Annotated in this window: 17 protein-coding genes; 4 read left to right on the forward strand and 13 right to left on the reverse strand. The window is 39.8% G+C overall.

Features of this window, described 5'->3' with window-relative positions; all coding sequences use genetic code 11:
- Positions 1 to 39 precede the first annotated feature (39 nt).
- Both ACOMCU_RS22275 and ACOMCU_RS22280 read left to right on the forward strand, forming a co-directional pair.
- Entirely contained in the window at positions 40 to 849 is an 810-nt protein-coding gene (locus tag ACOMCU_RS22275) for a Cof-type HAD-IIB family hydrolase (RefSeq protein ID WP_010858094.1), read from the forward strand.
- An 80-nt stretch (positions 850 to 929) separates the two neighbouring features.
- The gene (locus ACOMCU_RS22280) at positions 930 to 1,787 is read left to right on the forward strand and encodes a DegV family protein (protein ID WP_421051422.1); all 858 of its coding nucleotides are present in this window, start codon (positions 930 to 932) and stop codon (positions 1,785 to 1,787) included.
- Between the two features lie 55 nt (positions 1,788 to 1,842).
- On the opposite strand, the gene ACOMCU_RS22285 is transcribed toward ACOMCU_RS22280, so the two are convergent.
- From ACOMCU_RS22285 to ACOMCU_RS22320, 8 genes are all read right to left on the reverse strand, one after another.
- Complete coding sequence (locus tag ACOMCU_RS22285) at positions 1,843 to 3,312, reverse strand: alpha-amylase family glycosyl hydrolase (protein ID WP_421051424.1); 1,470 nt, start codon at positions 3,310 to 3,312, stop codon at positions 1,843 to 1,845.
- A gap of 417 nt (positions 3,313 to 3,729) precedes the next feature.
- Positions 3,730 to 4,098 carry a YisL family protein gene (locus ACOMCU_RS22290; RefSeq protein ID WP_010858091.1) on the reverse strand — a complete coding sequence of 123 codons (369 nt, stop codon included), beginning with the start codon at positions 4,096 to 4,098 and terminating at the stop codon, positions 3,730 to 3,732.
- A 134-nt stretch (positions 4,099 to 4,232) separates the two neighbouring features.
- Positions 4,233 to 5,135: a fumarylacetoacetate hydrolase family protein gene (locus ACOMCU_RS22295; protein WP_010858090.1), complete on the reverse strand. Its 903-nt coding sequence runs from the start codon at positions 5,133 to 5,135 to the stop codon at positions 4,233 to 4,235.
- A gap of 97 nt (positions 5,136 to 5,232) precedes the next feature.
- Positions 5,233 to 6,402 carry a DUF418 domain-containing protein gene (locus ACOMCU_RS22300; protein WP_010858089.1) on the reverse strand — a complete coding sequence of 390 codons (1,170 nt, stop codon included), beginning with the start codon at positions 6,400 to 6,402 and terminating at the stop codon, positions 5,233 to 5,235.
- Positions 6,403 to 6,508: 106 nt separating this feature from the next.
- Positions 6,509 to 10,222, reverse strand: coding sequence for a helicase-exonuclease AddAB subunit AddA (gene addA / locus ACOMCU_RS22305; RefSeq protein ID WP_421051425.1), 3,714 nt, complete (start codon positions 10,220 to 10,222; stop codon positions 6,509 to 6,511).
- Position 10,223: 1 nt separating this feature from the next.
- Positions 10,224 to 13,733 carry a helicase-exonuclease AddAB subunit AddB gene (gene addB / locus ACOMCU_RS22310; protein WP_421051426.1) on the reverse strand — a complete coding sequence of 1,170 codons (3,510 nt, stop codon included), beginning with the start codon at positions 13,731 to 13,733 and terminating at the stop codon, positions 10,224 to 10,226.
- Between the two features lie 158 nt (positions 13,734 to 13,891).
- Positions 13,892 to 14,527, reverse strand: coding sequence for a TVP38/TMEM64 family protein (locus ACOMCU_RS22315; protein ID WP_010858086.1), 636 nt, complete (start codon positions 14,525 to 14,527; stop codon positions 13,892 to 13,894).
- Between the two features lie 11 nt (positions 14,528 to 14,538).
- Entirely contained in the window at positions 14,539 to 15,090 is a 552-nt protein-coding gene (locus tag ACOMCU_RS22320; RefSeq protein WP_219361450.1) for an XRE family transcriptional regulator, read from the reverse strand.
- A 133-nt stretch (positions 15,091 to 15,223) separates the two neighbouring features.
- Between ACOMCU_RS22320 and ACOMCU_RS22325 the strand changes: the two genes are divergently transcribed.
- Together ACOMCU_RS22325 and ACOMCU_RS22330 are read left to right on the forward strand one after the other, a co-directional pair.
- The gene (locus ACOMCU_RS22325) at positions 15,224 to 15,955 is read left to right on the forward strand and encodes an AzlC family ABC transporter permease (RefSeq protein WP_010858084.1); all 732 of its coding nucleotides are present in this window, start codon (positions 15,224 to 15,226) and stop codon (positions 15,953 to 15,955) included.
- Positions 15,952 to 16,278: an AzlD domain-containing protein gene (locus ACOMCU_RS22330; RefSeq protein ID WP_421051427.1), complete on the forward strand. Its 327-nt coding sequence runs from the start codon at positions 15,952 to 15,954 to the stop codon at positions 16,276 to 16,278. The genes ACOMCU_RS22325 and ACOMCU_RS22330 overlap by 4 nt, the downstream gene beginning before the upstream one ends.
- Before the next feature lie 373 nt (positions 16,279 to 16,651).
- On the opposite strand, the gene ACOMCU_RS22335 is transcribed toward ACOMCU_RS22330, so the two are convergent.
- From ACOMCU_RS22335 to ACOMCU_RS22355, 5 genes are all read right to left on the reverse strand, one after another.
- Complete coding sequence (locus tag ACOMCU_RS22335; protein ID WP_036131113.1) at positions 16,652 to 16,876, reverse strand: DUF2198 family protein; 225 nt, start codon at positions 16,874 to 16,876, stop codon at positions 16,652 to 16,654.
- Positions 16,876 to 18,057, reverse strand: coding sequence for a PDZ domain-containing protein (locus ACOMCU_RS22340; RefSeq protein WP_421051428.1), 1,182 nt, complete (start codon positions 18,055 to 18,057; stop codon positions 16,876 to 16,878). The genes ACOMCU_RS22335 and ACOMCU_RS22340 overlap by 1 nt, the downstream gene beginning before the upstream one ends.
- Positions 18,058 to 18,180: 123 nt before the next feature.
- On the reverse strand, positions 18,181 to 19,623 hold the full coding sequence (locus tag ACOMCU_RS22345; protein ID WP_421051429.1) for a S41 family peptidase: 1,443 nt from the start codon (positions 19,621 to 19,623) through the stop codon (positions 18,181 to 18,183).
- A 224-nt stretch (positions 19,624 to 19,847) separates the two neighbouring features.
- Positions 19,848 to 20,435 (reverse strand): redoxin domain-containing protein, encoded by a 588-nt coding sequence (locus ACOMCU_RS22350; protein ID WP_010858079.1) that lies wholly within the window; start codon positions 20,433 to 20,435, stop codon positions 19,848 to 19,850.
- A complete protein-coding gene (locus ACOMCU_RS22355; protein ID WP_421051430.1) occupies positions 20,432 to 21,052 on the reverse strand; it encodes a hypothetical protein in 621 nt (206 codons plus the stop codon). Before ACOMCU_RS22355 ends, ACOMCU_RS22350 begins: the two co-directional genes overlap by 4 nt.
- Positions 21,053 to 21,385 lie beyond the last annotated feature (333 nt).

Consider the following 21,385-nt stretch of genomic DNA (forward strand, 5'->3'; position numbering starts at 1 on the left):
GCGATACTATTCAAACATATAGGAAAGGGGCAACATGCTATGAAACCGCATTTGATTGTTTTAGATTTAGATGGGACGTTATTAACGGACCAACAACAAATTTCAGCGAAAACTAAAAAAACATTATTGCAGGCAAAAGAACAAGGACATCAGGTGATGATTGCCACAGGTCGTCCTTATCGTGCAAGCGATATTTATTACCATGAGCTCGGTCTGACAACTCCCATTGTTAATTTTAATGGTGCTTACGTTCACCATCCAAAAAATATGGCTTGGCAAGCAATGCATACACCGATTGATTTAAGCGTTGTGCGTGATGTCGTTGATTCAGTGAATAGTTATGAATATGAAAATATTATTGCTGAGGTGATCGATGACATTTATGTCCATACACCGGATGACCGAATTTTAAATATTTTTAACATGGGCAATCCTAAGATTACACTCGGTGATTTATCGACGCATTTGCAGGATAATCCAACAAGTCTACTTATCCAAGCAAATGAAGTCAATTCAATGATTATCCGTGATCATTTACAAGCAGTTCATGCAGAGGTTATTGAGCATCGTCGTTGGGGCGCACCACTACACATTATTGAGATTGTCCGACGTGGCTTAAATAAAGCAGTAGGACTCTCACATGTTGCGAAAGATTTAGGTATCCCACGTGAGCGAATTATAGCCTTTGGCGATGAAGATAACGATTTGGAAATGATTGATTTTGCAGGCATTGGTGTCGCAATGGGCAACGGCATTCCGTCCTTAAAAAACATTGCCAATGAAATTACTACGACCAATAACGAAGATGGTATCGCTAAAATACTCATTGAACGCTTGAAATTATCATAGTTACGTAGTAAGCTCGATTGACTTTCCATTTTTTACGGTTTAAATTTGGATGAAGACAGTTTATTTAGGGGGACAAGATAATGAAAATTTTTACTGATAGTGGATGTGATTTACCGAAGTCTTACTATGAAGAGAATGATGTCGTGCTACTGCCATTACGCGTGCATTTAAACAACAGCGAATATGATGATGTCATTGCCATTGATTGTAAGGAAATTTACGATGCTATTCGACAAGGTGCCCACCCAAAAACGTCACAAGTATCACCAGAGCTCTTCCTTAAACACTTTGAAAAATTAGCACAAAGCGACGAGGAAGGCGTTTATATCGCTTTTTCATCAGAATTATCAGGTACATACAGTACTGCCTTGATGATTCGCAATCAAGTACTTGAACAATATCCATCGCTTAAGCTAACTATCATTGATTCTAAATGTGCTTCCTTAGGTCACGGATTAGTGGTTGAAGAAGCGGTTCAACTTCGTAATACTGGTGCCACATTGGAGGAACTGGAAACAAAATTAACTTCACTTGCTTCACAGATGGAGCATCTTTTTACAGTAGAGGATTTAGACTACCTTGCAAAGGGTGGCCGTGTATCTAAGGCCAGTGCATTTCTTGGTGGACTCCTTAGTATTAAGCCAATATTAAATGTTGAGGACGGTAAACTTGTACCAATTGAAAAATCACGTGGACGTAAAAAGGCCATTACACGTATGTTAGATTTGATGCAACAACGTGGTGGTAATTTTTCCGACAAAATTGTCGGCATTAGCCATAGTGATGACCTAGTCTTTGCCAACGAAGTAAAAGCAGCCATCCAGGACAAGTTCGCACCAAAAGCAGTTCAAATTACAATGATTGGTTCAGCCATTGGCTCCCATGTAGGGCCAGGCACAATTGCTATTTTCTTTTCAAATAAAAGCTACCAAGCTTAATGTAAAAATCCCTCCGCGCTCGCCAAATTGGCCGTACTGGAGGGATTTTCATTGGTTAATTTGTAACGTCTTGTTCCTGGCGACGTTTTTTACCTCGTTTAATAATAACAACTACAAATCCTATAAATATTAGCCACACTAATCCAAGTGCCACCATATAGGGAATATTTAAGCCTTTATCTTCTTTAACTTGATAGATCTCTACCATTTCTCGGTCTAAAATAACTGGATACACGTCTTTGTCATTAATACGAACTTTTTCTTGATGCAATATACCATTGAGCATTTTACCCTCACCAAGCTGAGCCGGTGTAAAATCAACGCGTTGTGTTTTACCAGTATTGTTTATCATGATGACCCATTGTTCTTCATCAGATGTTCTTGTAAATACAAGTAGACCATTTTCATTTGTAATGACCTCAAAATCGCCATTACGTAATGCCGCAGATTTATTTCTTAAGGATTGTACATTTTTTACGTAATCAATTAATTCTTCATCCGTTTTAAAATTATAAAATTGATGAGTATCGGGTTTCGCTTCCCCGTTCATTGCAATTTCTGAGCCATACTGTACAACTGGTATTCCTGGCAACATAAATAGAGCACCCAACGCCATTTTTAGTCGAGTTGGTGGGAACATATTTTCAGACGCAGAGTCAAATGTAAAACGATGTGTTTGAAGTGAATCAATCATAATTTGCGTCGGTTTGTCGCTTGAAAAAGGTTCCATTAGCTTGGAAGAATCCATATCAACATTTTTAAAAATATTACGGTAAATATCTGCTGTTACAGGTGAGAAGTTCGCATCAAAATTCGCATCACTTTCTTCATTTGCAATCACATATAATGAATCTTTCGTGCCTTTTAACGCATCAATTAGCGCATTGATAAATGCTGTATCAGCATCAGCAATATTTGTTAAACGAATACCACCAATATTATATGTAGAGGCGAATTCTGTTGCCGCCTCAATCAGGGCGTTTTGTACATCTTTGTTTGTTAAATCCCATTGTACTTGACCATTATTTGTAGAGGCGATCCAGTCCTGTTTTACTGCGTCCTTTGCCCACTCATGGTTTGGACTTACATTGTTTAGAGGAAAATCAACCATGATCGACATATTATTCGCTTTATAGGCCTCAATAACACTTTGGAATTCTTCTGCTGTCCCAAAATGCTCTTCTATTGTCGTATAGCTTGTTGGCATCGAGCCATCATACACGTCTGTAGAGAAAATTGTCCCAATGGAGACGATTGTATACCCCATCTCTCCGATAAATTTTAGTTTATCTTGGAGCCCAGTAAAGTCACCACCAGCAAATTTCGAAGGGTCTTGCGTATTTGTATCAAAATCGTTAGTGCCCGAGCCATTAAAGAAACGGTCAACGAGTAAATCATAGATGCTTTCTTGTGCAATCGTTCTTGTTTGTACTTCATCTGCATGTGCTACTGGTAATGCTCCAAACAATGAAGTCGCCAGTAAAAGCGAAGCAGCTGTCGCACTTATCCACTTCTTAAATTTCACTTTTATTCCCTCTCTTTCAAACCAATCCATCGTCATTTTACCAAATAAAACAGTACCGTCGCTATCATTTCAAAATATTTTCCCGAATTGCAAAATGAATTACGGCAAAAAGGTGTCAACTTTAGTATTCTTCGCGGTCTAACGTGAGCAGTCATAAGCGACAACTAACACTAACTACGCTCTATTTGATGCTCATTTCAGCTCCACATTGGCCCGCCGGAGCGGTTGTTAGTTGTAGCTGAGCGTTACCGCGGTTGAACCGAGCGATTGTCTCTTTTTACCTGAGCGTTTCTTCGGTTAACCTGAGCTTTCTTCACTCGCCCTCAGGCAATCTGCCACCTAAATTGGGCGATACGTACCTGCCTTTTAAACAATTAAAAAGCCGTGAAGCGAAAACTTCACGACCTTTACGAGCAATTACGCAAGGAAATTAATGTTCATTGGTAGTTTGAATCCTAAGAACAGCGTGATGAATAAAAACACTGCGAATAAGATCCAGAACATGCCTGTTGGTTGGTTTTTCTTTTGGCGAACTAATACCATTTCCATCATACCGATGACTAAAATACCAGCGATAAATTTGAAGCCGTATAGCATACCTTGACCATAGCCCATTGTATGGATGAATAATGCCCCGCCAGAAATAATAATTAGAATGTAAAATAATCGTAATGCCATATGTAAGCCTTTTGATTGCTTGCCGCTAAGTGCTGCAATGAAAAAGATTACGAGACCCACTACCCATGTCGTAATGTGTAGATGTGTTGTATTTGTTAAAAAATCCATTTGTGTCCCCACCTCATTCTTTTTCTATCAAACTCTATCCTATCATGAGGTGGAAATGGTTTCAAATATTACAATTGCGTTCACCAAATATACTAAAAAATCCGCGGAGCATCGACTCACGCGGATTTGAATAATTATTCGAAATGGTTCACTAATGTTCCAATTCCTTGGATAGATACCTTGACAGTATCGCCCGTTTTTAAAAATTGTGGCGGGTTCATGCCTTTACCAACACCCGCTGGCGTACCTGTTAAAATAACATCTCCTGGCTCTAATGTTACGTGTTGAGATAGGATGGATACTAATGTTTCTACTGAGAACATCATATCTTTAGTCGTACCGTTTTGACGTACTTCATCATTCACTTTTGTTACGACAGTTAAGTCTTGTGGGTTTGGAATTTCATCTTTTGTGACAAGATATGGTCCAAGTGGGCAAGTTCCATCCAAGCTTTTGCCTAAGAAATATTGCTTATGTTTATCTTGCAGATCACGTGCTGTAATGTCGTTGGCGATTGTGTAGCCAAACACGTAATCGTATGCTAAGTTTTTAGGAATATTTTTACCTCGTTTACCAATCACGACTGCAAGCTCCCCTTCGTAGTCCATTTTAGATGAAAGGTCTGCATGAATCGCTATCGTTTGGCCGTCAGCAGCGATAGCAGTTGGTGATTTTGTAAATACCATTAACTCTGTTGGAGCTGCTTCTGCGCCCATTTCTTTTGCATGCTCATTATAGTTTTTACCAATACACATAATATTTTTGGGTGTACGAGGAATTGGCGATAACCATTCAATCACCGTAAATTCACGTTTAAAGCTATCCGCGCGCTCTGATTTTTCAGCTGCCTCTACTAATTTACGAATCTGTTCAACAAAATCAAAGCCTAAAGCAATACCATCGACGATTGAATTTGAAAAAGAAGGGAGAACTTGAAGTTCATTTTGAATAGCGAGTACATCCCATACTGCTTCTTCTTTTTTTACTTTCGGTCCAAAACTTACATGTCCACCTAATTTGAATGATAAAATTTTCATGATTTAAGAGCTCCTTCTTTTTTCTACATGATACAACAATATGATCTAAATTACCTTAATTTTGCGATAACATTTTTTCACTGCATAAAAATCGTAACTAATTGGTGTCCCCCGGCTTCACTTTATACGTTATTTTACGCCAAATTGCTTCTAACGGACCCTGCTTCCATTTTGATAGCCAGATTTCAGCTAAAACCATTTGAACAACAATTATGCCGATTGCGATTAACACACCTGTTGCGACACTGACCTTGCCATACCAACCAAATCCAAATTGATAAAATAAACATGTCCCAATAATGGATTGTAATATGTACATAGTTAACGACATGCGACCAATTTTGGCAAATGGACTAAGCAACTTTGGTACAAGCGGAATCATGCAAAGTAATACAATCAATCCAATATAACCAACCGACAAAATCGGCCCACCCATATACACTTTTATATAGTCCAGTAAATACGTACGAGTGTGGAGAATAGGCATGCTCTTCACAAAAATACCAATGGCCAGTCCTGCTATCGCTAATGCCAGCCAGAGCCATTTTAGCTCCTTTGCACGCTCTACTAAATGCCATTTAGAAGCAGCCGCTCCAATAAGCATATACGGTAAAATGGTAAATAATGAGGCAATCCACATGCCAACCCCAGCCTGTACGGATAGGTCTGATAGTCGTTGCATAAAAGCATCTAACCAATTACCTGCACCATAAGCAGTTATCGCTTTTTCAACCGCAGTAATATTTAAATACGTATCGATTTTCGTATTAAAGTTTATATAGCCTACTATAAACAACATAAAAACATGCATGAAACCGTTAATAATTATTCCGATAGACAATAACCACATGGGATGCAGACGAAGTAATAACAATAAAAAGACGCCACAAAATGCATATGTCATTAATATATCGCCCCACCAAATCAGTACAGCATGCACAAGACCGAACATAAATAATACAACTAATCGTCGTAAGCTCGTACCATAAAAGTTTTGCTCACGGCTTTGTGCTTTCTGCCATTGCATGGCTAGACCATAGCCAAACAGCATAGCAAACAATGGGTAAATGCTACTCTGAACGTAAATATCTAGATTTTGTTGCCAAACCATATCAGAAGGTGTCGTAAACCACGACCCCAAATCAATGTGTGGCATTGGCAAATAAAAGGCATACATATTTACGAGCAAAATACCTAGTAAGCTAAACCCACGTAAAATATCTAATGTTGCGATACGTTCTTGCAACATTGTTGGTTTTAAATCCACAAAATTGCCTCCTCTTTCAAACACACTTCCCTTAATATTACGCTATAGTGAAAAAACAGCCCATTACTTTTTTATAATGGACTGTTTTTATCTTGGGAAGGTTGCCTTATACGTGTAATGCTTTTTCAATGTCGAATAAGTACAACACTTTGTCGCCCACTTTTATATGCAAAATAGATTCAATCGCTTCACTATAAACGCGTAATTGTACACCATAGCGCCCTAATAGTTCCTTCGATAATGCTGGTTCCTCCGCAAAATGGGATTGAATACGGTCGGTCTTATAATCAAGCAAAACCCATTCACCGTTTGCATCCTCGAACAAGCAATCGATAATCCCTTGGACGATTTGCGCATCACCGTCCTCATCCACGCGACTAATTGTGAACGGCAATTCCCTACGAAGTTGCTTCGCATTTTTAAAACGTTGTCCAATGTCTGTTGTAAAGAACTTCAAAATTTTCGCAGATGGGACGACCTTAGCCTCAGCCTCTGTTAAGAGCTGTCTTGCCACTAAATCAGCAACAAAGCTTTCGACCTCCTGCAAATTCGTAAAACCGTACTGTGGTACATGTTGCATGACTGCGTGGACAGCTGTGCCAATTTCTGCGCCAGTCATCTGTTTTTCCTGTAAAAAGGTTGGTCTCGGTGCAAGCGCAGATTGTTGCTTATTTGGTACTGTAAAAAAGTACTCAGGCTCTGCTTGACGCTGTAAATTTTCTAAGCGTTTAATGTCACTAACGGATGTTTTCGAGTGTTTTTTTGTAGAACTTTGGAAAGGGTACTGTGCCTGGAAGCGAGTGGCAATTTCTGTGAGCAATGCTGTATCCTCTGATGTTGTTATCATGTGCTGTGCTCCATCTTCCAGAGCGAAAGTCTCATACATATAACAACTTGTTTCGATAGCTCGTACCCACCAATGTGATGCATCCTCTCGCTCTTTATACATCGTTGTAGAGAGTGGGCCAAAATCTGCATGTCTTGCCACTGCAGGTCCTAACCAGTCAAAATAACTATTTGCACGAGCACGTAAATATTCCTGCAAAGGTTCATCTACTGGCAAAGTTTGTGCGTCCTGCCACTTGTCGAGCGTTTTCTCCCAATTTTTTACGGAGCCAACTAAAATCAGTCGTTCCTTCGCACGTGTCATGGCTACATACAGCACACGCATTTCCTCAGCGCGCATTTCAAGCTCTTTTTTCTCCTTCATCGCTAAAAACGGTAGCGAGGTATAAGTAATACGATCTTCTGGATCAATCGCTTTAACAGCAAGTCCAAAATCTTGGTCAAATAAATATGGATTGTGGAAATCCATTTTATTAAATGGACGGCCCATACCAGCGGCAAAAACGACCGGGAACTCAAGTCCTTTGGATGAGTGAATTGTCACAAGGCGCACGACGTCATCCTTTTCACCAATAGATTTAGCTGTCCCTAAATCATCGCCGCGTGTGCGCATGCGGTCAATAAAACGCAAGAAGCGGAATAGTCCTCGAAATGCCGTTTTCTCATACATTAATGCACGGTCATGTAAGACACGTAAATTCGCTTGACGCTGCTTGCCATTAGGCATGGCCCCAACCATTTCATAATAATGCGTATCCAAGTAAATCTTCCAAATTAAATCTGACAGCGAACCACGACGTGCTAAATCACGCCAATTTTCAAATGCCAGCATAAAACGTTGTAGCTTTTCAAACGTGGTTGATTGCACGCCATGACCTTCACTGCGAATGAACTGTCTCAAAGCGTCATAAAAAGGCGCTTTGGACTCTGCCAAACGAATTTTCGCTAGCTCATTTTCCGTTAAGCCAACGAATGGTGCACGTAATACGGAGGCTAAAGGAATATCTTGATAGGGGTTATCTACTATCTTCAATGTATTGAGTATAATCATAACCTCAAGCGCATCGAAGTAGCCCTTTGATGATTCTGCATAGAGGGGAATGCCTGCAAGTTTAAATTCCTCCACTAAATCCGTCGACCAGGTCATTGAGCGCATTAATATAACAATATCACTATATTTTAACGGACGTTCTGACTTCGTTTTTGTGTCGTATACAGTTGTGCCGTCTTCCATCATTTGCTTTATGCGTTCAATTATAAAGCGCGCCTCATACTGCGATTTCTTTAGTTCTTCTAGTTCAGATGCTTCGCTGACTAGGTCCTCTACTTCGTCGTCGATTTCCTCTTCTAGCGGTGGATGTAACACAACCAACTCAACCGGGACTTCCTTTTCATCATATGGTGCTGCAGGCTTTAACGAGGCATTTTCATCATAATGTATTTCTCCAACACGTATTCCCATAATTTGTGCAAAAACAAAGTTTGTTGCGTTCAGCACTTCCTTGCGACTACGAAAATTAGCATTTAAATCAATGCGCATACCTGTCCCATCAGGTTGCTCAATAAACTCACCATATTTTCTCATAAAGAGTTTTGGCTCTGCTAGGCGGAAGCGGTAAATACTTTGCTTAACGTCACCCACCATAAAAAGATTGCCGTCTAACTCATCGCCGGTTTTCACTAGTTGTAAAATTGTTTCTTGTAACATATTGGTATCTTGATATTCATCGACTAGCACTTCTTTAAAACGTTTTTTTAAATCTAATGCAACAGGAGATGGCTGTAGTGTTCCATCTACATTTTCTGTTAGTATTTGTAATGCAAAATGCTCTAAGTCAGAAAAATCAATAATTCCCCGTTCTAACTTTGCCATACGGAATTGCTCACTAAACACTTTTGTCAACTCAACCAATGTGGCAATGGTAGGTGCCATGAGACAAATTTCTTCAAGCAACCGTGCAGGTGTACGCACAAAGTATGTTTCTTTAAGTTTATTTATAATTTTTTTGGCTGCATCACGCTTTTTCTTGGCAAGTTCTTGTAAATCCACATCGACTAAAGCATCCTTCGCCACTCGCTTTAATGTCGACCACTTGACGGTCGAAAAGTAATCAAATAATTCCTGCCACGTTCCTTCACGACTGATGCGAATTCCCTCTTGAATCATCGCAAAATCAATTTCTGCGGTTTCAGCATACGGTGCAGGTCCTTCTGGCTGCAACGTAATCGCACGCATTTCAGAAAGTAAGACAAAAGCTTCCTCTAGGCTATGTTTCACAGTTAGTTTTACATAAATGGATAACTCTAAATCGTCAATCGTGACATCACCTGCTAGCTCATATGCCTGTGGTAGACTGCTTAGCCATTTTTGTGGCTCGGCATGAACACGAGATGTATCATAAAGCTTGCTCATCAGTGTTTCAATAGCCTGATCATCACGATCTGATGTAAAACTATCAACAAGGCGATAGATTGCTTGGACTTGTGCTTCGTCTTCAACATCGTATGCAGCTTCTAACACATCTGCCAAGATATCATCTCGAAGTAATGCTATCTCTGCCTCATTCGCAATACGGAAGCCCGGATCAATATCTAACATGTACGCATATTGTTTCACAATGGCTAAACAAAAAGAATGGAGCGTCGAAATTTGTGCCTTATTGACCAAGCTTAACTGTCGTCGCAAATGTTGTGACGTCGGATTTTCTGTTATCGCCTTTTCTAATGCCTCACCCATACGATGACGCATTTCAGCAGCGGAAGCATTTGTAAACGTCACGACGAGCAGTTCATCAACATTGATAGGATTGTCGTTCGCTACCACTTTTTCAATCATGCGATTAATCAGTACCGCTGTTTTGCCAGAACCAGCTGCCGCTGACACAAGTGTATCCTGTCCACTTGCATAAATCGCATTCCATTGAGCGTCTGTCCAAGTGACATTCTCTGGCTTCACTGGTATTTGCTGCACCATCTTAATTCAACTCCTTACGAATTTTCTCTACGACCTCTATCGGCTTTGCCTGAGGTAACTGACGATAACTTTGCTTACCATCAGACGTGTCAAATTGACAGACAGATGCAAATTGACAATAATCACATGCCGTTTTTGATTTTAATTTATACGGACTAATCGCCGTGTCACCAGCTAAAATGCCATTTCCTGCCTCTTGATGCTTACGACGCACAAAATGCTGGATATTTTTCATGTCATTCACAGGCACAATACGCGATTGTGATTCTGACGGGGTACCGTCTTTTTTCATATAGACTGGGATAATTTGTGAATGTCCACTAGCTTCTTCAAGCTGTTCGTCCATTGATAAAATCGCTTGTGGATTTTCTGTTAAAAGGCCCTTCATTTTGTATTGCTTTAAACGATCTTCCTCAATTTCACTATGGCTCAAATCCTTATCGAGCTTTAACATCGGATTGTGGACGTGGACATATAATACGCCCGCTGGTTCAGCATCTCCTGGTAGCCAGTATGAGGCATTTTCCATCGCTACATCTAGATATGTCAATAATTGCAATGACAACCCATGATACACCTCGTTTAAATCTAAATCCCGACTGGACGACTTATAATCGACAATCCGTAAATAGGAGCGATCATCAAATGATGCACTATCTACCCTATCAATACGTCCCCGCATAAACATTTTCTTTCCACCTGCTAAATCAATTTCAAGCGCGGGTAACTGTTCATGTTGCCCTGGCCCAAATGATGCTTCAATGGCAATCGGTTTAAAATGGGAGACATTGGCATGCTGGGTAAGTGCGGTCATTGTGCGTTCCACAATACGAATAAGCTTGCGCTGAATGTAACGGTAACGCGCACTGGACAATAAGATTTGATGTGAAAATACTGGTACAATTTGTTCAACAGCCTGTCTAGCTAACTGCTGAATTTGCTGTCTTGTTAAACGAATCCATGACAGCTGTTGACGATGTGTCTCCTCTGTTATCCATTTTAATGCCTCGTGGAATAAATCGCCCATTGCAAATGTTTCTAATCGATACTCAGCACGTTCCTCTAAACGCAAGCCGTACGTTGTGAAATGTGAAAATGGACAGCGAAAATATTTCTCCACTCGCGACACACTCGATGTTAATCGTTTGCCGTATAGCTCTTGGGTGATATACGTTTCTAATGGCTCTGCTTCATTCTTATGTGAGATTGGTTGCATAACTCGCTCTAATATTAATGACCAGTACGGATCCTGCTCATAAAATTTCTGTAAAGCTAGCCATTCTGGTTCAAGTTCACGACTATGTTCAGCTTGACGTAGTTGGACCATTAAATGGGCTAATGCCGTTCGAGGATGACGTAAATAAGGCAGCACATTGTCATCTAATAATTCTATTGGATCTATGACGACACGTTGGACCCTTACACCACTTAATAGACCTGCTGTTTTGTCATTGCCGATAATTTTTTTGATATACAACGATGATAATAATGCCTTGCCTTCTTCATCTGCCGTTGGATAAGTCATATATAGCTTGTCCGAAGGTGTTGTCAACGCGCGATATAATAGGAAATTCTCCTGCAATAAACGGTTTTTTGAAGTTGGTGCAAGTTCATAGCCAATCTGAGTGAACCATTCTCGTTCAGTATCGGACAGTAAGCCTTCATAATCCAATCTTGTTGGGTAAATGCCATCATTCATGCCGACAACAAAAGCAATCTTAACGTCTGATAATCGTGCTAAATCGACTGTTGCCACCATCACCTCATCAAGTGTAGGGGGTATACGCGAAAATTCTAAAGTATCAAAGCCTTCATCTAAAATCTTTGCTGCTTCTTCGACAGACATTTCCTGCTCGCCGAACATGTAAACAAACTGATCCAACACTACAACCCATTCATTCCAAGCTTGATTATGCTCACTTGCAGCAAGTGCATCTCCTCTGTCTAGTTCTTTGTCCTTCATAGACTGGAGCTTGTCATATACTTGGACATCTTCAATCAGCTCAAATAATGCCGTTGCAACCTCTCTTCCTGTTTTCGCTAGTATTAGCTTGTCTTGAAAAATTTTTAATGGTTGTCGTATATCATCACGAATTGCCTCGATTTCTGCCTGCATCGCACGCTCTTCGTCGGTTTGTATGCGCGAATGGAATTCAAGACCTCGATATTTTTTATAAAACCAGCGAGATTCTTCAAACCAGCGTTCGCCGTAAATCCCCTGTGCCAAACAGTAATTCTCTAAACGATCCGCACGTTCACGCCACACACTTCGCTCAGCATATAACGGGAAAAATAAATCTGTTTTCACACTTCGAAAAATAGGTTCGTATTTCCAATTAGATGTAACAACCTCTAAAGCTGAACGACTAAATTCAATCAAAGGATGATGCAGCATTGTCTTTTTGGTATTCGTAAATATCGGAATATCATATTGCTGGAAAATTGCTGAAATCAATGGATCATATACATCGGCCTGTCGATAAAGCAGAACAATGTCCTTGTAACGGTAGCCTTCCTGCCTTGTCAATTTTGTTATTTCCCGGGCAATGGCATGGACTTCAGCACGACGATTTGAAGCCTCTAAGACCATTACATCTCCATGTGTTTTTTTCGTATGTGGTACCATATCTGTAAATCCTGCTTCCACATGACGCAAATCTTCGGAGTGGAAACGATGCGTTTTAATAAAATGCAATGGTGCTTCGACCTCAATCCCTTCCTCTTGTGCAATGTCAAGTAGGCGTTGATTTGTTGTCGCTGCTTCATTAAATAGTGCCTGCTCATCTTTCGCTTCCTCAATATGGTCAAAGGGTAGCACAACTGTTACGTGCTTTGTCACCTTGAGCAGTTCCTTCACAAGCTCTAACTCTCTTACCGTAAATGCTGTAAAGCCATCTATATAAATCGTTGCTTGATTCATTGTCTCTGAATGTTTCAGTTGTTCCGTTAAAATTGGATAATACCCTTCACTATCGACATAAGTCGTGCCAAGTCGATCCTCTAAAGCCTGTAATACAATTTGCAGGTCATTGGTTTTTGCCTGTAATGTATTCGGTGCGTCAATGGCCTTTAAAGACGTAGCCACTTCAGACAACACTGTACTATTCACACTATAGCGGCTAAATTCACGTAGTAATGTTTCAATTTCCTCCGTAAAGCCCCGCTTCCCTGCAGCTTGTCGAAATAACGAGAATTCATTTTTTTGCTCCTCTAGTAGTTTGCGAATGAGCATCCGATAGCCGTAGCCGTTTACCTCTTTACGAGCAATACCACCTGTTTCCTGTAGTACGAGCCATGCCAAACGTTTAAAGGTCATAACTTGCGCCCGAATTAACCCCTGTAAGCCATGCTTATTCGTGAGCTCATACTCCGTTGTATAAGACATTTGGTCAGGTACAATAATAAAAATCGGATACCCTAACGGATCTGTAGTTAACTGCTCAACAATCTCCTTATGAATAAACGCTGATTTTCCTGTACCAGCACGCCCTGAAACAATACGCAATGTCATTCACTTTTCCCCCTGCTTTATGATAAAAATTAACGATGTCTTGGTTTTTATATAGCTGTCGCTTCAATGTTCATGACACCGATTTAAGGCTATATTATTAAAAATTAAAAAAGTCCCTTCTACCATTTTACATGATACAAGGGCCTAGATGTGTATATTCAACTGGCATGGTTATCATTTTTCGGCAATTTTCGCATTTGCTTCAAATCTCTTTCCACACGAGCATTCAATCGCTTCTCAATCAGCTTTCCAATCCACCATAGCACGATAATCGCAACTCCAGCAATTATTAGTCGTACAGGACTTGTCAATAACGATTTCAAATCATAGCCAAGCACACTCATTCCTAAAATCATGACGAATTTACCTGCTAACAGCACTACTAAGTAAAACTTTTTATGAATGTGAGATAATCCGGCTACTATATTGACAATAACAGAAGGTGTAAAAGGAAAACACAGCAATACAAACAACGGGCTAATCCCATTCATATCTACCCATTGAATCAGTTTTTCTACCTTTTTACTGCCCGTTACAAAACGGAGCTTTGGATGCTTACCAAAATGACGGACGAGCAAAAAAACTACATACGAGCCGGCCACTGAGCCAAGCCACGACATTAAAAAACCTAACCATAAGCCAAACGCACTTGCATTTGCTACAACAAACACGACCAATGGTAAAAACGGTAAGAATGCCTCTATAAAGGGCAATAACAAACCAATCAGCGGACCAAATGTTCGATATTCGGCTGCAACATGCTCAATATTTTCTACAGTAAACCATTCATTCAATATAGACACCTCTATTTGTATTGCAAAATTAAATGTAAAATTGTCAGTTCTTCCGACGTATTTTTATATTCGTGTAGTTGATGCCCCGAGAATACCAGTGTATCCCCTTCTACTAATTGTTCATGCATTTCTCCAGCAGAAATAACAGCTTGTCCTTGGATAACTGTTACTGTTTCCTCTACCCCTTCTGTGTGCGCTTCACTCCTACTGCAAGCTCCGGGTTCCATTTCAATCTTGTAGAACTCCCAGCCTCGCTCTGGATCGTAAGGAATAATGGAGTACACACGATAGCGTCCTTCATCCTCATCGACATGTGGCGCATCCTTACTACTAAATTTCATAAAATGGGCAGTTGGAGGTTGCAATAATGAAGAAAATGAAATCCGTAAGCCCGCAGCTATTTTCCAAATAGTTGATACAGTTGGATTGGATTCACCTTTTTCAATTTGGGCAAGTTGCGCCTTACTAACCCCCGTTGCTTTGGCAACATCGTCTAGGCTCAAACTTCTTTGTTGCCGTATTTTTTTTAGTTGAAAAGCTAAATTTCGACTCATTTGTTCCAACTTAACTCACCATTTCCTATTGTTTATTTTATAAGACATATGTATACTTTAATAGACATATCAGAACTATCAAATTATTTCACCATTCCATTATTAGTATACATGGAATTTTTTTCGAAAGGATGATCTATTTATGACAAGTACGACAGAACTTCACGATAAACCCACAATCTCAACAGACAACAGCTTTTTCCAAGGAGTCAAGGACTGTGTTCCTACCTTACTCGGCTATATTAGTATAGGACTTGCTTTCGGTGTTGTAGGTTCCGCTTCAGGCTTGTCTGTACTTGAAATCGCACTATTAACAATACTCGTTTATGCTGGTTCTGCACAATTTATTTTTTGTGCCTTGCTGTTAACTAGTAGTCCTGCCTCTGCCATCATTGTAACCATATTTGTCGTAAATTTACGCCATTTATTAATGAGTTTAACTTTAGCGCCTCATTTTACACGTTATTCTATGTTACGAAATGTTGGATTCGGTACTTTATTAACTGATGAAACATTTGGTGTGGCTGTCACGAAACAAATGCAAAACGGCAAGTTATATGGAAAATGGATGGATGGCTTAAATATAACCGCCTATTTATTTTGGATTTTGTCCTGTGTAACGGGTGCCTTTTTAGGGCAATGGGTAGCAAATCCTGAAAAATGGGGCCTAGACTTTGCATTGATTGGCATGTTTGTCGCTTTACTTGTTCTACAGCTTAGTAGTGTCAATAAAACGAAGATTATGCACTACTTGATGTTAATTGGATATATGGCTGTTTGTATGTATGGCTTATCCTATATAGTACCTTCTCACGTTGCTGTGCTTCTAGCAACAATCATTGTAGCAACAATTGGGGTGGTGACAGATAAATGACAACAACAGCTTCAATGGTGTGGCTTATTATCGGGTGTGCGCTAGTAACCTGGCTGCCACGTATTATTCCATTTATGTTCGTACGCAGTGTGAAGTTGCCTGAGGTTGTATTAAAATGGCTTAGCTTCATCCCTGTTTGTATTTTAAGTGCCCTTGTCTTCGAAAATTTGCTGGACACGGAAAGCAAAAGTTTCGTTACACTCGATTGGCCTGTATTTATTACATTTGTGCCAACACTTATTATTGCACTTGTCACAAAAAGTTTGTCCATTACGGTTGTTACAGGGGTCGTTATTATGGCAGCGGTAAGATTTTTCATGTAAAAAGGTACTTGGCAGATTTTTGTCTGCTAAGTACCTTTTTTTGGCTCATCACCATAACGTGGGGTTGATTTCCGTTCCGGCTGGGCTTTCCTGTGGGCGTCCAATGAGCTGCTTAGGGCAATAGGATGTTGGTCACGAAGGCGTTATCACAGGACGTGATGCTTTTAGCCTTCGTTCCTCTACGTGGCTCGCTCCAGGGTCTCATCTGTGACGCTGATCCCCAAAGAGTCGCCCAGCCTCCACTCCAATCAACTAATATAAAGTGAAACTTCAATCAGTCGGGCTTTTACGGTCAGTGTATCCACCACCTAGTTAATGCGGTATAAATGACATACCTTATAACAAATGTCATCCCCAACTTTTGGTGATGAGCCTATTTTTTTTGCATGCGACTTGCGAGCCAAAAACCTACTGTTAACGAAAAAGCATCTACTACGAAAATAATTGGTGGCGAAGTATAGCCTGCATAAACCGATGCGGCAATGAGGGCAATTGCTAATAAAAGGGCCACGTAGCGATTATACGTAATTCGTGTAAACAATAACACTAATAATGCAGGTACAAATAATGCCAACATCATTTTTCCAAAAACATCGATCATACATCCCTCTGCTCCGCTAACAATAATCCAATACGATAATGATCATTGCTGTAAATTACGTGCTGTGTTAGACGGATTTCATTGTTACGATCAAGTACCTCTAATCGACAATGAGCAGCATTTAATTGTAAAGCCTCATATAATTCGCTTTCTGTGTAGATTGGGTGGCCATTTACTTTCCGAATACATTCCCCTGCAAGTAAACCCATTTTCTCTGCTGGTGAATGCGGTAAAACTGCCGCAATAACTGCCCCTTTAGAACTCGGTGCAACCGCATAAATTTCCGTCTTGTCCTGCATCGCATAGTATATTGCAATAATAAGACGAATGATTACGCCTACTGCAAGCGTTATAAAGCCTATGAGTGGCTCGATGAATGATGCAAGTCCGCCTATTAATATCAGTTGCCCTAATAATAATACGGAACGGCCAATTTTCGGTAATTGTAAAACGGGTAATTCTTTTCTTGAAAGCTTAGCAAATCCGATTACTACAGGAAATAGGATAAATGCAAATGACCTTTCTCCCAATGTGAATTGTGGCCAGTATGGAAAGACTGACGAAATCATATCTCCAGGCATTATAAAGAATATTGGTAGTACCCAAATGTTTCTCGTGCGATACACAATAGCCTGCATACCGCGCTTCGTTTTTTCAACACGTGGTGTAGTCACCATTGTTGAAGTTCGACGAATCAGCATACCTTCAGCAATCACACACAATCCAGTTATAATAGTGATTGTTACAATCGCGCCTTCAAATAAATCTGTACCTACTAACGAAACTTTCCACCATGAAAACGACCAATTATAATGATACATAGCCCATGTTGCTAGTGTTGCGAACCCCATTGTATAAATTGGTGACAGTGAATTAATGAAAAACAGCAAGAGCGCCAGTGTAGAGAATGCAACCAACACAAGTAAAAATGTTTTTGGTACGGTCAAACCCACCCCAACACTTATAATTGAAATGATTAGTGCATAAGGCCATCCACGTTTCCATTGCCCTACTAACTCTGTCCAGCCCCAAATAATACGTCTATTAAAAAATTTACGCTCCTGCTTCACGCGACTATATCCTAATAAAATAGCGAATAAAATTGCTATATATAGTACTGGGTTCAGTAAAAAGCGGCCAATCGCTGTTACAAATTCTATTAAAATACTACTCGCCATACAGACACCCGCCATTTCTATCTCGATTACTATGAATTCATTGTATCAAAGGACCACTCTCTTGCGTAGTACAAACTAGTAGAAAGCTTTGTATTCCCGTCATATTTACTAGATGTATAGTGGCTATTGTTCAATGTTATGCAATAAAAAGCTTGTTGCCATCTGGAATTGTAAATCATTTGTGCGATCCTCTTTATAGTTTTTTAACGTTTCATTCAGGCTATTGAAAAAGGCTGTATCCATATAAACATCGTTGTCTGATTTCGGTAACTTCTTCTGCTTACGGTAAAGCTTTACCGCTTCGTCTGTTGCTTCATCTAAATAACCGTCTAGACGAACAATCTGATACCCTAGCTTTTGTAAGGCTTTTTGTGTATAAGCAATTTCTTCACTCATATCCCCTACTTTAAATTGCCCTGTTAATGGATGCAATTGCAGTGCAAATAATTCATTTTGTTCTATGACTAAACCAGCTTCAATGCCTTGCCCATGAATCCATTCACGTTTGGGTGTCAACCATTTATTCGTTGATAATTTAAGTTCGCCCCCATTTGAAAGAGCCCATGATTCCTGTACTGTACCTTTACCAAAACTTTTCACCCCGACAATTGAAGCACGATCCCAGCTTTTTAAGGCTCCACTTAGTACCTCACTTGCTGATGCACTTCCCTGATTTTGTAAAATAACAATCGGTATTGTATTCATCGTCTGCAAATATTTTTCGTCAAAGCTTTTCGATTCTGTCTTTAATGGTTCCATAGCACCTTCAGCATTTTGCATATACGCAAACACCTTACCATTTTCTAACACCGTACTTAGTAGCGCTGCCACGCTATGTAAATAACCCCCCGGATTATCACGTACATCAACAACAAGCCCCTCTATATCTTTGCGTAGTAATTTACTCGTTTCTGCAACCCATTCATTGGCCGTTTTCTCACCAAATAGCGAGATTTCTACATAGCCAATCGCAGTATCTTCTACCATCACTACTTCACTTGCTACAGTTTTATTGGAAATTGCCGCTCGCTCCATGGTCATTTTAATATGCTTATCTTCACTTGGACGATAGACCACTATGGTAAGCTTTGTACCTTTTTCACCTTGAATTAATTGCATTAATTCACTCATCGTCTTACCATCTACTCGTACGCCATCAACTTGTACAATTTCATCGAGAGAACGCATTCCTGCTTTTTCTGCAGGAGACGAACGAACAGGGGACACCACTATAAATTTCCCTTTGTTTTCCGATAGTTCAATTCCAATGCCGACCCTTTCCTCAGCTAGCATTTGCCGATGTTGCTCGGCCTCATCCTTCGAATAATAGGTGCTATAAGGGTCTTTTATCGCATCTGCCATGCCACGCAGAGCCCCCTCTACTAATGCATCCTTTTTTGTACTATACACGGATTGTTCCTCAATTAAATGCATTGCTTCATTAATCGATTCGACCTCTGTAACTTGCTCCTTTTTCTCCGCACCATTAAACCAGTCAAAGTAAAATCCACTACCTACCAATAAACTACTGATAAGTACGCCGACACCTGCCGTAATTTTGCGCAAACCTTCCCTCCTCCGTCTCTTTACTGTATGAATGTTTTTTTTCAAACATACAAAATAAAGCTGCCTCAAAATCATTTGTGGCAACTTTTATTTTCTTGAACGATAGTAAAACGGCTTCGAAAGACTAGATAATAATGACATCAAACGTTATTGTTCCGGCGGTCTTTTTAAACTAAAAGATGTCCCAAAAGATATTATCCTTTTGAGACATCCTCTATAGTTTATTAGTCTAGTGCTTCTACATAGTTCGTTAGCATATCCATATCCATTGGTCCTTGAATGGTACGCTGTATATATCCATTTGAGTCAATAAAATAGGTTGTAGGAATTGTTATAACTTGATAATCAATGCCAGCATCATTGTCCTTATCAAGTAAGATTGGAAATGTTAATTCATAGCTATCCCTGAACGTAGTGATTGTATCAATTTTAGCATCTTCGGTAACATCTCTTTCCGCCGATGTTAAATTAACAGCCAAAATTTCTACATTTTCCTTTTTGGCATATTGGTCATAATAATTTTGCATATGTGGCATTTCTGCCTTACAAGGCGGACACCATGTAGCCCAGAAATTAAGCACCACTTTTTTTCCACGCAGGTCGCTTAAAGTGACCTCTTCCCCATCTAAATTGGTTAATGTGAAATCAGGTGGTGTGTCCCCTTTTTTTAATCCAATTTCTCGTTGCTCTGTTTCTTTTCCTAGTGAAGCCGCATCAATTTCACGGTCTTTATCAATTTGCTGTTTGACGTATGTACCAATCATCGCGACCACTAACAACACGACAATAAGCAACCCAATGTTTTTTTTCATTTTTTTCCCCCTATTCGTTGAATTCCTAGGCCTAACATCAGTAATAGGACGCTCACGCCAACAGCTGGTTGCCATAATCCTTGTGGCTGAATCGTAGCAACAAGTAGATACCCAGCTGTGTAAATGATTAAGGCTCTTTGAAGGGCTTTTATTTTCCATAGTATGAAAAGCGTTAGTATACTTAGCACTATTAACGTAATAACTTCACTATTAAATGAATTATCATTTAATATTACCACGAACCATTGATAAATAGATTGCGTTAAGATAACTGCCCAAATGCTCGCCATTACTCCTTCTGCATCAAATTGTAACTTTTGTCGCTTCCACAAAAGCTGAACCAATACAGTAATAACACCTAAATAAATGCCAAATGTTCCTCCATTAAAATAAAGAAGTGTTAATGGTTGTGCAAGTACTGCTTTAAAATCCGTCACAATTAGGCTGAATTTCCAGACGAGAATAAAAGTAAAGAATGCGTCTGCATATACCCCCGACCATCGCTTTGAGAATTGCAAACGTAAAACAAGCCATACAACGAAAAATGCGGCCAATAAAGCGATAGCCGTTGCTGGTAATGTTAGTGTACGAATCGAATACCACTCTGTATTGACCACCCTACAAACCCTCCATGACAAATAGATAGTTTTAGCATAGCATACAATCTTTTTTCAACACTATAATTTCACAGTGTGTTCAAAAAACCTTCTAAAACAATCAAATCCAGCTTATTTTTTGAGCAAAGCATTTGATAAATACCCTACCACGTATATACCCCTGTATCATAGCGTCTATTGCCTTATGTATGTTATCGCTTAAATATTGCTTTTTATCGAATAAATTTCACCATTTATCGAGAACTTTTTATAATTTATCGAGCAACCATTCCGATAACTCAGAAATTGAGTTTGAAGTATCTAAATGAAGTCGTTGATTTCCACTACGGCGGA

Origin of the sequence: Lysinibacillus sp. UGB7 (genome assembly GCF_049058285.1) — a bacterium.
Classification (GTDB): Bacteria; Bacillota; Bacilli; order Bacillales_A; family Planococcaceae; genus Lysinibacillus; species Lysinibacillus sphaericus_B.